General features: G+C 62.2%; 9 protein-coding genes. 4 read left to right on the forward strand and 5 right to left on the reverse strand.

The genetic code is table 11. The annotated features are described in order from the left end of the window. The first annotated feature begins 178 nt into the window (after positions 1 to 178). Together ISN39_RS09040 and ISN39_RS09045 are read left to right on the forward strand one after the other, a co-directional pair. A complete protein-coding gene (locus ISN39_RS09040; protein ID WP_194729817.1) occupies positions 179 to 6,340 on the forward strand; it encodes a hypothetical protein in 6,162 nt (2,053 codons plus the stop codon). Positions 6,341 to 6,505: 165 nt separating this feature from the next. Then, positions 6,506 to 6,766 (forward strand): hypothetical protein, encoded by a 261-nt coding sequence (locus tag ISN39_RS09045; RefSeq protein WP_074068397.1) that lies wholly within the window; start codon positions 6,506 to 6,508, stop codon positions 6,764 to 6,766. A gap of 482 nt (positions 6,767 to 7,248) precedes the next feature. Here the strand turns inward: ISN39_RS09045 and ISN39_RS09050 are convergent, their stop codons facing one another. From ISN39_RS09050 to ISN39_RS09065, 4 genes are read right to left on the reverse strand one after another with little or no spacing between them, the layout of a single operon-like run. Then, on the reverse strand, positions 7,249 to 7,863 hold the full coding sequence (locus ISN39_RS09050) for an ABC-type transport auxiliary lipoprotein family protein (RefSeq protein WP_194729818.1): 615 nt from the start codon (positions 7,861 to 7,863) through the stop codon (positions 7,249 to 7,251). Between the two features lie 32 nt (positions 7,864 to 7,895). Next, positions 7,896 to 9,266 carry an MlaD family protein gene (locus ISN39_RS09055; protein ID WP_194729819.1) on the reverse strand — a complete coding sequence of 457 codons (1,371 nt, stop codon included), beginning with the start codon at positions 9,264 to 9,266 and terminating at the stop codon, positions 7,896 to 7,898. A 9-nt stretch (positions 9,267 to 9,275) separates the two neighbouring features. Further along, on the reverse strand, positions 9,276 to 10,124 hold the full coding sequence (locus tag ISN39_RS09060) for an ABC transporter ATP-binding protein (protein ID WP_194729820.1): 849 nt from the start codon (positions 10,122 to 10,124) through the stop codon (positions 9,276 to 9,278). A 9-nt stretch (positions 10,125 to 10,133) separates the two neighbouring features. After that, a complete protein-coding gene (locus ISN39_RS09065; RefSeq protein ID WP_246763359.1) occupies positions 10,134 to 11,300 on the reverse strand; it encodes an MlaE family lipid ABC transporter permease subunit in 1,167 nt (388 codons plus the stop codon). A gap of 100 nt (positions 11,301 to 11,400) precedes the next feature. On the opposite strand from ISN39_RS09065, the gene dgcA reads away from it, so the two are divergent. Beyond that, positions 11,401 to 12,384, forward strand: coding sequence for an N-acetyl-D-Glu racemase DgcA (gene dgcA / locus ISN39_RS09070; RefSeq protein ID WP_194729822.1), 984 nt, complete (start codon positions 11,401 to 11,403; stop codon positions 12,382 to 12,384). Here dgcA and ISN39_RS09075 read toward each other — a convergent pair. Then, positions 12,336 to 13,556, reverse strand: a complete 1,221-nt coding sequence (locus ISN39_RS09075; protein WP_194729823.1) for an MFS transporter — start codon at positions 13,554 to 13,556, stop codon at positions 12,336 to 12,338. The two genes, dgcA and ISN39_RS09075, sit on opposite strands and share 49 nt — an antisense overlap. 244 nt (positions 13,557 to 13,800) lie before the next feature. Between ISN39_RS09075 and ISN39_RS09080 the strand changes: the two genes are divergently transcribed. Beyond that, a complete protein-coding gene (locus ISN39_RS09080; protein WP_194729824.1) occupies positions 13,801 to 14,307 on the forward strand; it encodes a GNAT family N-acetyltransferase in 507 nt (168 codons plus the stop codon). Positions 14,308 to 14,358 lie beyond the last annotated feature (51 nt).

A 14,358-nucleotide genomic window follows, 5' to 3' on the forward strand; every position in this document is an offset into this window, starting at 1 on the left:
TGGATAGTGGTAATGTTTTGATACCGTCCGTTTGAAAAAGCGGCTATCTACTCTGAAATGACATGCTTATCCGTACGTCGGCTCGGATGGGAAGGTCAAAGGCAAAGGTTGGAATCCGGACGCGGCACTGTCCGGGAAATGCGGCTGAACCGGCTGAGATGTAACGAGGCGTAACCGAATGGCGAACAACAAGTACAGCGAGTCGATCGAGGACAAGGCCTTCAAAGCATTGGACGAAGCTCTCCAGATCGACTTCAGCCAGCAGAAGGCGCCGTCTCGCGGCGCTAAAACGCCTGACGCCCCGGAGGCCAAAGTGTCCGACACGCCATCTGCCCGCAGCAATCAGCAGGACCAGGATGAGAGCCAGCGCCGCCGCGGCCGCGGCTCCAGGGCGGAGCAGGTGGCCCGCGCGCCGGCGCTGGCCGCGGCGAACGATGCAAACCGCATGACGGCCGCCTCCATTCTGAAATCGCTAGACGGCGGCTCGACGCGTTCGGCCGTGCGCAACGCCACGCTCTTCTCGCTGCTGTGGATCGTCGGCGGCGTCGGCCTGATGGCCCTGCTCTACTCGCCGCAGATCTGGCAGATCCGTTCCGTTACCGATCTCGCGGCCCTCCCCGGCGTCATTGCCGGCATCATCGGCATCATCGTGCCGGTGCTTCTGTTCTATGCCTTTGCAATCATGATCTCGCGCGCTCAGGACATGCGCAACGCCGCCCGCTCCATGGCGGAAGTGGCACTGCGTCTCTCCGAACCGGAAACGATCGCATCCGAACGCATCATGACGGTCGGCCAAGCCGTTCGCCGTGAAGTCTCCGCCATGAACGAAGGCATCGAGCGCACGATCGCGCGCGCTTCCGAGCTTGAAACCCTGGTTCACTCCGAAGTTAACGCGCTTGAACGCAGCTATGCCGATAATGAACTGCGCGTGCGCGGCCTGGTTCATGAACTCGGCTCCGAGCGCGAAGCGATCGTCAATCACGCGGAGCGCATCCGCAGCTCGATCGTCGGCGTCCATGACCAGCTGAAGGAAGACCTTTCGCTCGCGACGGAAGAGATCGCCGTACGCCTTGCGACGTCAGGCGAAGCCTTCGCATCGATGATCGACACCCGGGCTGCGACGCTGACGGAAAAATCGGAAACGGCGATCCAGTCGCTCGGCTCGCTTCTCGCAGCCAAGACCGACTCGCTGCTGCAGACGCTGACCTCCTCCGGTTTTGCGCTGGCACACGAATTCGACACGCGCCTGGAGTCGCTCACCTCCAACCTCAATGATCGCGGTGAGCAGTTGCTCAGCCAGTTCGAAACGCGTGCCTCCACTATGGACAGCAGCGCCGAGAAGCTGAATGCGGCGCTGAACGACCGCGCCCGCCAGCTGAACGAAATCCTGATTGCCCGCACCCGCGAAATCAACGAAAGTCTGACCGGTGGCGAACGCGAAATCACCGGCACGCTCGACGACGTGCTTGCCAAGCTCAACGCGTCGCTCGACGATAAGAGCGCAAGCTTCCGTCAAAGCCTGCAGTCCAGCGCCGACGACGCCATCATGGACCTCGACCTGCGCTCCGGCTTCTTCGACGAGCGCCTGCAGGCAACCGTCGCCCAGATGTCGACCGCGTTCGACGAGCGCGTGGCGGAATTCACAAACGCCTTCGACAAGCGCGCTGGTTCGCTCGACACCAAGCTGATGGAAAGCCTCGCGCGCATCAACGAGACGCTGGCCGGCGGCTCGGAATCGATCGACGGCATCCTCAATTCCAGCATCGAGCGCCTTGGCGCCTCGATGACCGACCAGTCCTTCGCGCTGGCGACTGCGCTGAGTACGGGTCAGGAAGTCCTCGAAAGCTCTCTTGGCAGCAAGGTCGACGAAATCTCCAACGCCCTTTCGGCCCGCACCAGCGAGATCACCTCTGCCCTGCAGTCTGCGAGCGGCGGGATTTCCGAGGCGCTCGCCTCCGGCGTTTCCGAGCTGCATGGCAGCCTTTCGGCCCGCAGCAGCGAGATCACTTCTGCCTTGCAGTCCGCAAGCGGCGAGATTTCTGAGGTGCTCGCCTCGGGCGTCTCCGATCTGCATGGCAGCCTTTCAGGCCGCACGAGCGAGCTCACCTTCGCGCTGCAGAGCGCAAAGGATGAAATTTCTGAGACGCTGGCGTCCGGCACCACCGATCTGCGGACGAACCTTTCGAGCCACACCGGCAAACTGACCTCCGCGCTCAAAAATGCTAAAAGCGAGCTTTCCGAGGCTCTCACATCCGGCACTTCTGAGCTGCAGGCGAATCTTTCGGGCCGCACCAGCGAATTGGCATCTGCTCTGCAGAACGCCACCGGTGAAATTTCGCTAGCGCTCGCAACCGGCACGTCCGAACTCCACAACAATCTCGCGGCGCGTTCGACGGAATTCCGCGAGACGCTGCTGTCGACCACGTCCGACCTCACGGCTGCCGTCTCCGCCGGCACGGAGCAGATAACCTCCGCATTCGGCCGCGCCGACGAGCTCAACAACGTAATCTCCCAGCGTGCCGCGGCGATCACCCAGGCCCTGGATTCCGCCCATGAACGCATCGACGGTGTCATGGCGGAGCGCAGCAGCGCACTCGTCAGCGCGCTCTCGAGCAATCACGACCGCCTGGCCGACGCCCTCGACGAAAAAACGATGGCGCTCGCCATATCGCTCGACGATAGCCAGAGCCGCTTCGACAGCGCACTTGAAGCCCGCACCAACGCACTCCTCGATACCGTTGCAGGTGCTGAGGCCCGGGTTGCCGGCGCCTTCACCGACAAGGCAGAGGGAATCCGCAGCGCTTATACCGACAACCAGGAACGGCTCGAACGGTCGCTCGGCGAACACGTCGCAGCGCTCTCCTCGACACTCTCCAGCAGCAACAACCGCCTTGAGTCGCTGACGGGCGAAGCAGCCGCACGCATGGAATCGCTTACCAGCGAAGCTGCCGCCCGCATCGACGGCAGCCTTGCCTCCGCCCATGATCGCATCCGCGCAACGCTGGACGACCGTGCGAACGCGATCAGCCTTTCGCTCAGCGACGCCCATGCGCAGCTCAGCGATACGCTGTCCGAGCAGACGACGACCATCGGCGCCTCGGTCGCCGCAAGCGCCAGCATGCTCGAAATGTCGCTGGAAGATCATGAAGCCTCCATCCGCCAGACCATCGACGGCAGCGCCAGGTCGCTCGAAGAGCGCCTGCGTGAAGGCGCCGGCCAGATCGCCGGCCGCTTCCAGGATGCGGCAAGCGAAATCTCGCGCTCGGCCGAAACTTTCTCCATGCACCTCGATCAGTCGATAGACGGTATGACCGGCCGTTTTGCTGAAACCGGTTCGCGCGTCGAAGCGGGCCTTGCCGCTCTCGAAAACCGCATCCGCGACGGAGTCGCCGGTGTCGCAACGCAGGTGGATGCCGCAGGCAGCCGGCTTGCGGAAACACTTAACGACAGCATTTCGCAACTGCGCGAACTCGGCGACGATGCCGCCTTGCGCGTTACGACTGTCCTGGAAAGCACGAGCGATACGCTTACCGGCGCGATCGATGAGCGCACGGCAAGCCTCGCCGGCGCCATCGATGAGCGCACAGCAAGTCTCGCAGCTGCGATTGGCGAGCGGACTTCGGCTCTGACTGCCGCTGTCGATGAACGCGCTGCAAATCTCACGATGACGATCGACGATCGTGCCGCAAATCTCGCAACGTCCATCGACGACCGCACGGCAAACCTTGCACAGGCGATGCATCGTGGCAGCGAGCATATCGACGAACGCCTGTCCACCATGGACCGGGCGCTCACCCTTGGCCTCAACGCCGTCAATCAGACGATCGAAGGCAAGGCCGCCGGCCTCGCCTCGACGCTGCGCAGCGCCGTCGCCGATGCTGCCCAGGGCATGGATGCCGAAGCCGCACGCACGGCCGAACTGATGGCCCGCACCGGCCAGCAGTTCACCGAAGGCCTCGACCAGAAGAGCGGCGAGTTCGCGCGTGCCATGGACGAGCGCTCCGAACAGATCGTCGGCCGCGTTTCCGAGGCGCAGAACCGCCTCGCGAGCCAGGCAGCCGCCGTCGCCCAGACCTTCTCCGAGGCCGGCAATGCGATCGTCAACAAGGTCGCCGAAGCCGAAACACTCGTCAGCGGCCAGGTGAATGCCATTTCGCAGGCTCTCTCCGAGGCCCAATCCTCGCTGGAGAACCGCGGCGACGCAATCCGCTCGACGATCGCAAGCGCCAGCGAAGGCATCGCCACGACCATGTCGAACGTCGACAGGGCTCTCGAAGCCCGCAGCAGCGCGATCCGCTCCGGTCTGGAAGAGCGCGCACGCGAAATTGATGCGACCTTGACCGATGTCGAAAAGGCACTCGAAGCCCGCGGCCATACGATCCGCTCGACGCTCGACGAGCGCACCCGCGAGCTCAACTCCATGCTCGCCGGCCGTTCTTCCGAGCTCTCGCGCCTGATCGACGAAACCGCGCATCCGATGATCGAGCGCTACACGGAAGCGGGCAAGGAGGCCGCGGCCCGCATCGCCGCCGCAGCCGAACAGAGTGCGGACCGCCTGCGCGCCGAAAACGCAGTCCTGGCGAATGCGATCGCGGCCCGCACCGAGAGCGCTTCCACGGCGGTCAATGCTATTGAAACGAGCCTGCTTGCCAACGTCAACGCACTCATCGAGCGCCTGTCCGAAAACAGTGCCTCGATGGCGATGATGATGAACAGTGCGGCCGAAGATCTTGCCACTGTCGACGGCCGCCTCGGCGAGACCACCTCGCGCTTCACCGACTCGGCGTCGAAGGCGGCGGAGATGGTTTCCGCCTCGACCCGTCTTCTCGAAGGCAAGGTCGACCGCCTCTCCGACATATCGGGCCAAACGCTGGCGCAGGTCGGCGGCATCATCGGCCGCTTCGACGAGCACTCGAAGGTCCTAAGCCAGGCTTCAAACCTGCTCGCGGCTGCGCAGTCGAATCTCGTCTCGACACTCGAGGAACGCGAAGGCGCCCTGCAGAGCCTCTCCGTCGGCCTCGTCCAACGTTCCGAAGAGATTGAAAAGACGATGCGTGCCCTCTCCGGCATGGTCGAGAATGCCTTCGAGCGTGCCGAGCAGCGCTCCAACCAGGTCACCGGCAATCTGCGCCAGGGCGTGCAATCCTCCTTCGCCGATATCGGCCGCGTGCTTTCGGAGACGGAAAAGCGCGCCGAGGAAGCCGCTGAAGCGATGCGCAGCTCGATCGTCAAGGCTGGCGAAGAAGCGAGCGCAACGATCGAAGGCACCTTCGACAATGCCGAACGTCGCTCGAACGATCTGGTGAACCGCCTACGCGGCGGGCTGACCGCGTCGCTTTCGGATGTCGAGCGAATGCTCGGCGAGGCAGGCCGCGCATCGGACGGTGCTGCCCAGCAGCTCCGCGAATCGCTTCGCGAAGCCGTCGAGGAAGCGGTTGCCCGCTTCTCCGGCGCCACTGACGAAATCCGCCGTTCGGCCGGCGATATCCGCAAGGAACTCGACATGACGCGCAGCGAATTGAAGCGCGGCGCATTCGACCTTCCGGAAGAAGCCAAGGAGAGTGCGGCCGCCATGCGCCGTGCCGTTGCCGAGCAGATCAAGGCGCTGCAGGATATTTCGCAGATCGTCAGCCGTTCCACGCAGCAGCTTGAAGTCTCCGAGCCGGTCGCCCGAGCCGCCGCACAGGCCCAACCCGCTCCGCGCCCGGCGCCTGCGGCCCAGCAGCCTGGCCCGGCGCCCGCCCGCCAGCCCGTCGTCGAAGACGGCTTTGCGCTCCGCGGCACGATCGCTCCGCCGGCGGCCCCTGCGCCGCAGCGGGCCGCGCCTGTACCGGCCACGCCTGCCCGTCAGGAAACCGGCGGCTGGATCAGCGACCTGCTGCGCGGCGCCTCGCGCGATGAAGCCGCCGAGGAGGCGCCCGCTGCACGCACGGCAGCCCCGAGCGCCCAGCCCGCGCCGGCACAGCAGCGCAGCGCCGATACCCGCAATCCGCGCCACGTCGTCGAATCGCTGAATTCGCTCTCGGTCGATATCGCCCGCGCGATCGATCACGACGCCTCGGTCGATCTGTGGCACCGTTATCAGCGCGGCGAACGCGACGTCTTCACCCGCCGCCTCTACACGTTGAAGGGCCAGCAGACCTTCGACGAGATCAAGCGCAAATACGATCGCGAACCGGAATTCCGCACCGCCGTCGACCGCTACATCGCCGATTTCGAGAAATTGCTTGCCGACGTCGCCCGCACTGACCGCGACCGGACGATTACGCAATCGTACCTGACGTCGGATACTGGCAAGGTCTACACGATGCTGGCCCACGCCGCAGGCCGCCTGAGCTAACGGAAGCAAAGCTGACGATTGCTACAGGAAGGGTCGCCCAAAGGCCGCCCTTTTCCTGTGCTTTTTACCAGACGGGACGGCCGTTCTGTAGCAAAGCGGATATCGGATCGTCCAGCCACACCCTGGCCTGATGGCTGAATGTGATGGCCATGGAAGGAGAGATCTATGCGCGTCCAACTCGTCATATTTGCCGCCGCCGCGATGACAACCAGCATGGCGGAGGCAGGAAGCCAATCGTCGAACACAAGCTCGAACAGGTCATCCAACAGCGGCGTCGTGCGCGAGCGGATTGTCGATACCTACTGCGAAGACGGCTTTTGCCAGCGCTACGTCCGGCACCGTGTATATCGCGACGACTGGCAGAGTGGCCACGAACGCGAACGGCGCCGCTATCGCGACCCCTATTATGAAGATGATGACGATTGAGCTCACTGCAGACTCGAACTCATCCGTTCGATCCAGCGTATTTTCGACCGTAGTTCATGGACGCAATGTGCAAAGTTTCCGGGCCGCCGATTGGTGAATCAAATGCTGGATGGATGAAGAACGAGCAGGCGAAGCCCGACGCCTCTTCGCAATTGCTGCCAATGAGCTGCGCAGTCTCGTCACAGGCACGAAATCAACAAGCGACAAGAACCGGAATTCTCTCGCTTAGGTTGATAACGGCATGAAGGTTCCAGGCGAGCACACACATGCTTTCGAGGTGAAGATCGATGGCGCTCAGCAAGGATATTCCGCAACCTTCACTAGCTCGGCGAACTCATCTCCAGCCTTGAGAAGATCAATGGCCTCATGCAGGTCGAGAATATGTCGCCCCAAGCAGCGACATATGATGGAGAGGTCGACCACGACATGGAGCGTCTTCGCCGAATCGAAGGCCAATTGAACGGCCCCGAAAACCGGCTCGCTCAGATCGATCGCAGCGTCCAATCGACGATTTCGCCAGTCACCGCTGCAAATGCGCGGTCGAGCGCCTTGACGTAGCTCTGGCTCGATCCGCCGGCGGCGGGAACGGCGGCGCGAAAAACCTTCTGGGCGCGGACCGTACCATTGCGATCGTTGAGGATATTCGCGGAGATTTCGACGACCGCCTGGCCGCCGGCGCTGTTGTCAATCTCGAAGGAGCGGATGTCGGTCACGACCTGGTAGTCGATCGCAAGGCCCTGCCCCGGCTTGCCGACGCCACCGAGCTTGCCGGAGTTTTCGAAGGCCTCGACCAGCTTCGACTGCACGATGCGGGGCAGCCTGTCGCTCCATTGCGAACGCGACAGATACTGGATTTCGGAGGGCGAAACGCGGACAACGATCTGTTCGCTGTCCAGCGCCTTCAGCGCCGTCGGCGCTGGCACGAGGATCTGGCGGCGCTTGGCAGCCCGGCCATCAATGCTGACGGAGGCGGAAAGATCAAAAGTATCGTTCTTGGGCGCCGTGCCGCAGCCGGTCACTGCCAGCGCCATAAGCGGCAAAAGGAACGCCGTCCTTGCCAGCAATGAACGGCGCGCCAACACATGCGATACGGCCATATTTTATTACCCCTGCTTCTCAAATATCCATGTCAACGGCGCGTCCGGCCGTCATATTGTTTCACCGTATCGCCACCAAAAATCAGCCGCTGCGGATTCTGATCGAAATTGCTGATCGCACTGTTGAGATTCTGCATGGTCTGGCGGGCATCGTCGACGAGCGACTGCACGTCGCGCAAGCCGCCGCTCGAGAATCGCTGCAGATTGTCCGCGATCGGACCGATCCGGGCGTTGAGGTTGTCCGCCATCTTCTTGAAAGATTCGAGCGTCGCGCGCGCTTCGGTAAAGAGCGACTGCGAATTGTCGGTGCCGAACAGCGCGTCGAGCTTGATCAGGATGCCATCGACGCGCGTCGAAGCCGAGTTCAGTTTGTTCGCCATCTGCGAGACGTCCTGGATCGTCTGGTCGATATCCTTCTGGCGCGCCGAAACCGTATTGGCCACGTCCCGAATGGAGGCGACCGCGACGCGCGCATCCTTCGTCGCCTGCGCAATATCGTCGACCGACCCCTTCACCTTGGCGGGATCGATCTGCGCCACCAGCGTGTCGACGCGATCGAGCGTCGTCTGCGCCTTCTTGCCGAAATCGTTGAAAGTCGTCGCCGTGTCGTTGAATCTCTGGATCGCACCCTTCAGGTCGCCGGAGGCATTCGCGATATCGCGGCTCACCTTTTCGGCATTGCTGAGGATCGTATCGATCTTCTTCGCATCCACCGCACGCACCAGCGCCTCGACGGCCTCCAGCGTAGAATCGACCTTGCCGGAAACGTTGCGCACTGTTTCGGAAAGCTGGCCGACGCTCTGTAGGAAGGAATCGATGTTCCCGGAGTTCTTCGCCAGCGCGTCGGAGAAGGTCTCGGCATTCTGCAGCGTCTTCGTCAGCGGTCCGCGCGCGTCGCGGACAAAACCCTGAACCTCTCCCACCGCATCGTTCGCCCGGTCGAGGATCCTGTCGGCCGTCGCCAGGAGGTTCGTCACGCTCGATTGATCTGCGACGATGACCGCGCGCTTGCCGGTCTCGATGGCCTTCTGCAGGATGTTCTCCTCACCCACCTTACCGCCCGAAAGCTCGATATAGGCCGCACCCGTCAGGCCCTGGATTTCAAGGATGGCCCTGGTGGAAGGATAGATCGGCGCATCGACGCGCACCTCGGTGAAAGCCAGCGAATATTGCGGGTCGTCGGCATCGATCGACAGCGACGTCACCGAACCCACCTGGATGCCGTTGAAACGCACCGGCGACCCGACGCTGAGACCGTTTGCCGATCCCGGAATGCGCACGACGAGTTCCGCCATGGGACCGCTGCGTCCGTACTCGGCCATCCAGTAGACGAAGCCGAATGCGGCGGCGATCACCAGAACAGTGAAAAAGCCGACGATCGTGTAGTTCGCTTTGGTTTCCATCGTTTCCGGTCACTTCCCGCGGCTGTCGCCAGTGCTTTCGGCACGGCCGGCAGCTGTTTCTTCTTGCGGCACGATCGAGCGCGCGCGCTTGCCCTTGAAATAGGCCTGAACCCACGGATCATCATAGGCCAGCATGTCGTCGATCGTTCCCTCAACCATTACTCGCTTGTGTCCAAGCACGGCAATACGGTCGCAGACGGAAAACAGGCTGTCGAGGTCGTGGGTTACCATATAGACCGTCAGCCCCAGCGTATCGCGCAGCCGGGCGATCAGTTCATCGAATTCCGCAGCCCCGATCGGGTCGAGGCCCGATGTCGGCTCGTCCAGGAACACCAGTTCCGGATCGAGCGCCAAGGCCCGCGCAAGGGCAGCGCGCTTGATCATGCCACCGGAAAGCTCGGAGGGATACTTGTCCGCCGCATCGGCAGCAAGACCCACAAGCCGGATCTTCAGCTGCGCCAACTCGTCCATCAGCGATTTCGGCAGATCCAGATATTCGCGCATCGGCACCTGGATATTCTCCCTCACCGTCAGGGAGGAAAACAGCGCGCCCTGCTGGAAAAGCACCCCGAGCCGCATGTCGAGCGCATTGCGCTGGTTTTCATCGAGCTTGTCGAAATTCTGCCCCAGGATCTCGATCGTACCGGAGCGGCGCGGCAAAAGGCGCAAAATGGTCCGCATCAGCACCGATTTGCCGGTACCCGATGCCCCGACGAAGCCCAGGATCTCGCCGCGGTAGATATTCAGGTTGAGCTTATCGAGCACAATCTTCGGGCCGAAGCCGACGGTCACGTCCCGCGCCGAAAGCACGATGTCCCGCTCCTTCTTCTCACCCAGATCTGACTGCTTCCCGTCCACGCTGAACCCTTAAAAATTGATGGCCGCATAGAACATGGCGAACAGCCCGTCCATGAGGATGACGACGAAAATCGACTTCACCACGGAAGCCGTCACGTGTTGGCCGAGCGATTCGGCGCTGCCTCCGACCTTAAGACCTTCCACGGCCGCGACAATACCGATGACGAGCGCCATGAACGGCGCCTTGATCATGCCGGAGAGCACCGTCGACAGCGTGATCGCCTCGTGCAGGCGCGACAGGAAGGTCGCGAAGGTGATGCCGGAATAGGCCCAGGCGACCGCGGCCGCGCCGAACAGCGAGGCGAAGTTCGCCAGCACCGTCAGAAGCGGCAGCGCCACCGTCAGTGCCACAAGCCGCGGGAAGATCAGCACACCCACCGGATTGAGGCCCATGACCTTCAGCGCGTCGACCTCCTCACGCATCTTCATCGAGCCGATTTCGGCCGTGATCGCGCTGCCCGAACGGCCGGCGATCATAATCGCCGTCAGGAGCACGCCGATTTCGCGGAGCTGCAGGATGCCGACGAGGTCGACGACAAAGACTTCGGCCCCGAAATAGCGGAGCTGGAAGGCCCCCTGCTGCGCGATGATGGCGCCGATCAGGAACGACATCAAAAGGATGATCGGAACGGCGCGCACGCCCATGTGATCGATCTGGTTGACGATCGAGGCCGGAGAAACGCCGCTGCCGCGCCCGAACTTCATCTGCGCACCGCGCACCGCCGAGCCCAGGATATACATCGCGGCCGTGAGGTCATTCCAGAGGTCCATGGTCATCTTGCCGACCGGCGCGAAGATGCGCTCGGCAATGCCGCTTTTCATCGCAGCCTCAGTCGCGTCCTCCTCCGGCTTCTCGGAGAATTCCTCGATCATCTCGTCGATGTGTGGATTGGTGCCTTCAAAACGAACGTGCCGCCCGGCCGCCTCTTCCTGCAGCTTGAGCCGGCAAAGCAGCCAGACACCGGCCGTGTCGATATCCGTGACGCCCGACAGGTCGAGCGTCAGACCACCTTTAGCACGGGCAATCTTCTCGAAGTCGTGGAGGACGAGGTGGATGTTCGCGCTGCGCCAATTGCCTTCGAGATGAACGCGGCGTCCTCCACCATCGGCTTGGTCGTCCACGTGCAGTGAGGCGGCGTTGCGGGTGTCGGGCTTCAAAATGCTTGTGTCTTTCAAGGCTTGCGGCGACATTGCCGACTCGCGAACAAATCGCTCACGCCCGGCGCGTCAATATACCGAAGACACATAGAATTTCCATGCTCGCAGGATTGCAATTATGCCACGCTCGCTCGAAATCCAGATGAATTCCTTCCCCATTGCGGGCATTTTCACGATCTCGCGCGGTGCAAAGACATCGGCGGACGTCATCACCTGCATTCTGACGGAAAACGGCAGGCGCGGCTGGGGCGAATGCGTCCCCTACCGACGCTATGGCGAAACGATGGAAAGCGTCGCCGCGCAGATCGAGGCCGCCCGACCGCTGATCGAGCAAGGCATTTCAGGCGAAGAGCTGCTTTCGGCATTGCCGCCCGGCGCAGCGAGGAATGCCGTCGATTGCGCGATATGGGACCTCGAAGCCAAGCTCGGCGGAAAGAGCGTTGCCGAACGCATTGGGCTTGCGACCGCAAAGCCGCTCACGACCGCTTACACCATCTCGCTCGGCGAACCGGAGGTCATGACAGCGCAAGCGCGCGAATATTCTGCAAGGGCGCTACTCAAGGTCAAGGTCGGCACCGGCAACGATGAAAGCCGCATACGCGCCGTGCGCGAAGCCGCGCCTGACAGCACCATCATCCTCGATGCCAACGAGGGCTGGCCCGAGGAAACGCTGGAACATCACTTGCGCATCGCCGCCGAGATGAATATCGCCCTCATCGAGCAGCCCCTGCCCGCCGGCCGGGACGAAATGCTTGCCGGCATCGCGCGCCCGGTCCTCGTCTGTGCCGACGAGAGCGTCCATCATACCGGCGATCTTGCGAGCCTGCGCGACCGCTACGACGCGATCAACATCAAGCTCGATAAGACCGGCGGCCTGACGGAGGCACTCGTCATGAAACGGGAGGCTCAGCGCCTCGGCTTCCAGATCATGCTCGGCTGCATGGTGGGCACATCGCTCGCAATGGCGCCCGCCGTGCTCTTGGCGCAGGACGCGGAATTCGTCGATCTCGACGGTGCGCTGCTTCTTGCCCGCGACCGGGAATGCGGCCTGCGCTACACCGCTTCCCTTGTCTGGCCGCCCGAGGCCAGCCTTTGGGGCTGAAGGTAGTAGGCGACGAAGACCAGAGACATTCCCAGCACCGCGACGAGTGCCATGACGTAGAAGCTTGCGAGGCCGAGCCAGGCATAGATGTAGCCGGAGGCGAGCGTCATCAGCCCCATGAACATGCCGTTATAGAAGAAATAGGCGCCCTGGGCCGACGATTCCTGCGTCTCCTGTACCGTTGCCACGATCCGCCTCTGCACGCCGGTATGCACGAAGGCGAAGCTGCAGGAATGGAAACACTGCAGCACGAAAAAGCCAACGAAGCCCCAGTGCATCGGAAACAGGATCCAGCGGCAGATGCAGACCGCGCAGCCGATGCGGATGAGCGTCCAGGCGTTGAAGCGGCGGTTCAAATGCTTCGAGACGAAGAACACCATGACTTCGGAAGCGACGCCCGCACTCCAGAGAATACCGACCTCCGTTCCCGAAAAACCGAGGTGATGCCAGTAAATCGAGGCGAAGGCATAAAGAAGCGCGTGGCTGGACTGCTGGATCGCCACGCCCCAAAGCAGCACCAGCAGGTGCGGCTGCCGCAGCGAACTGCCGGTGGCAGCCGGTATGTCGACCGGCGTGCCGCGCCGGCGCGTCGGCCCGATGCGCGGACAGTAGATCGCCATCAGTATCGTCGTGACGAAACCGAAAATCATCACCGGCAGCACCATCGAGCCACCCGAATAGCCGATCATCTCGCCGCCGATCAGGGTCGATGCGATGAAGGCGATCGAGCCCCAGACGCGCATCGATCCGTAGTCGAGTCCCCATCGGCGAACGCCGGAAATGACGATCGATTCGACGACCGGCAGATAGGGCGCAAAGGTCGCCCCCTGCATGCTGAAAACGATCAGGACCGGCCAGAAACTTGTCGTCCAGCAGAGCGCGACCGCCGTCAGCAGCGACAGTCCGCCGGACCACAACAACACGTCGGCGCGCTCCTTCATTCGGTCGGCGTACATGGCGATGATCGGCGCAACGAGGACGCGCACCACCATCGGCACCGCCAGGATGATGCCGATTTCATGATCGGAGAATTCGTGGAACGCGAGCCAGACGGGAAAGAAGGGAAGAACGACACCGTTGACAGTCAGCGGAGCGCAATAGGACAGGGCGCTGAGCAGCCGGAAGCGCGGCGGCGCCCCCTCGCCTGTCGGGGCATTCTGGGCGGGAATCATCGGTGGACCTGCAGGAAACTAGACCTTGCCTAGCACATCAACCCAAGGGCGACTATGGCCAGAAATAGCCTTTCTGAAACGTTTCAAGAAAAAGCTTGTCCCCTTCGCTCACAATCCATCGTAACTAAAAGTCGCTAACGTTTGGGGCCCGCGCAGAGTGTCGTGGATTTTGAGCCAAGCGTCATGCGGCCGTTACCGTTAGGTGGTTCGGTCGCCCTTCCAAGAAAAAGAAGGGGATATACCTGTGTGCCCATATAAGATTCGCCGCCTCGACCGGAATGATGCGTCCTCTTTTAGGGAAATTCGCCTGGAGGCTCTCGCGAACCATCCAGAGGCATTTGGCGCGTCATGGGTAGAAGAGCAGAGTCAATCGGGGGCCCAATTCGCTGACAGGCTCGAGAACGGTCTTGTCATCGGAGGGCTCTTCGATGACGGAATGCTTGCCGGAACGATCGGTGTGTCGAAATCCAAAGGCATCAAGACGCAACATATTGGATCGATCTGGGGAATGTACGTCCGCCAAACGGCACGGGGCACAGGACTCTCACGCTTACTGCTGAGTGCTGCCATCGACGAAGTTGGCACGATTTTACGCTCGCTCCGGCTCAGCGTCGTGTCGTCCAACGTTCCGGCCATCCGGCTTTACAAATCCGTAGGCTTTGAAGAATGGGCCGTCGAAATCGAAGCTCTAAAGGTGGGCGAGACTTATTATGATGAAATTCTCATGCGGCTGGAACTAGGCCCGCGATAGTCGACGCCACGAGCCAGCTCGCTGCATCGCACTCGGCACCGTCCTATATCG

Origin of the sequence: Rhizobium sp. 007, from assembly GCF_015353075.1 — a bacterium.
In the GTDB taxonomy this organism is placed as follows: Bacteria; Pseudomonadota; Alphaproteobacteria; order Rhizobiales; family Rhizobiaceae; genus Rhizobium.

Bases quoted from the DNA above. Each gene is read 5' to 3' on its own strand.
- ISN39_RS09040 (WP_194729817.1), top strand. From the start codon at position 179: ATGGCGAACAACAAGTACAGCGAGTCGATCGAGGACAAGGCCTTCAAA.
- ISN39_RS09045 (WP_074068397.1), top strand. From the start codon at position 6,506: ATGCGCGTCCAACTCGTCATATTTGCCGCCGCCGCGATGACAACCAGC.
- ISN39_RS09050 (WP_194729818.1), bottom strand. From the start codon at position 7,863: ATGGCCGTATCGCATGTGTTGGCGCGCCGTTCATTGCTGGCAAGGACG.
- ISN39_RS09055 (WP_194729819.1), bottom strand. From the start codon at position 9,266: ATGGAAACCAAAGCGAACTACACGATCGTCGGCTTTTTCACTGTTCTG.
- dgcA (WP_194729822.1), top strand. From the start codon at position 11,401: ATGCCACGCTCGCTCGAAATCCAGATGAATTCCTTCCCCATTGCGGGC.
- ISN39_RS09075 (WP_194729823.1), bottom strand. From the start codon at position 13,556: ATGATTCCCGCCCAGAATGCCCCGACAGGCGAGGGGGCGCCGCCGCGC.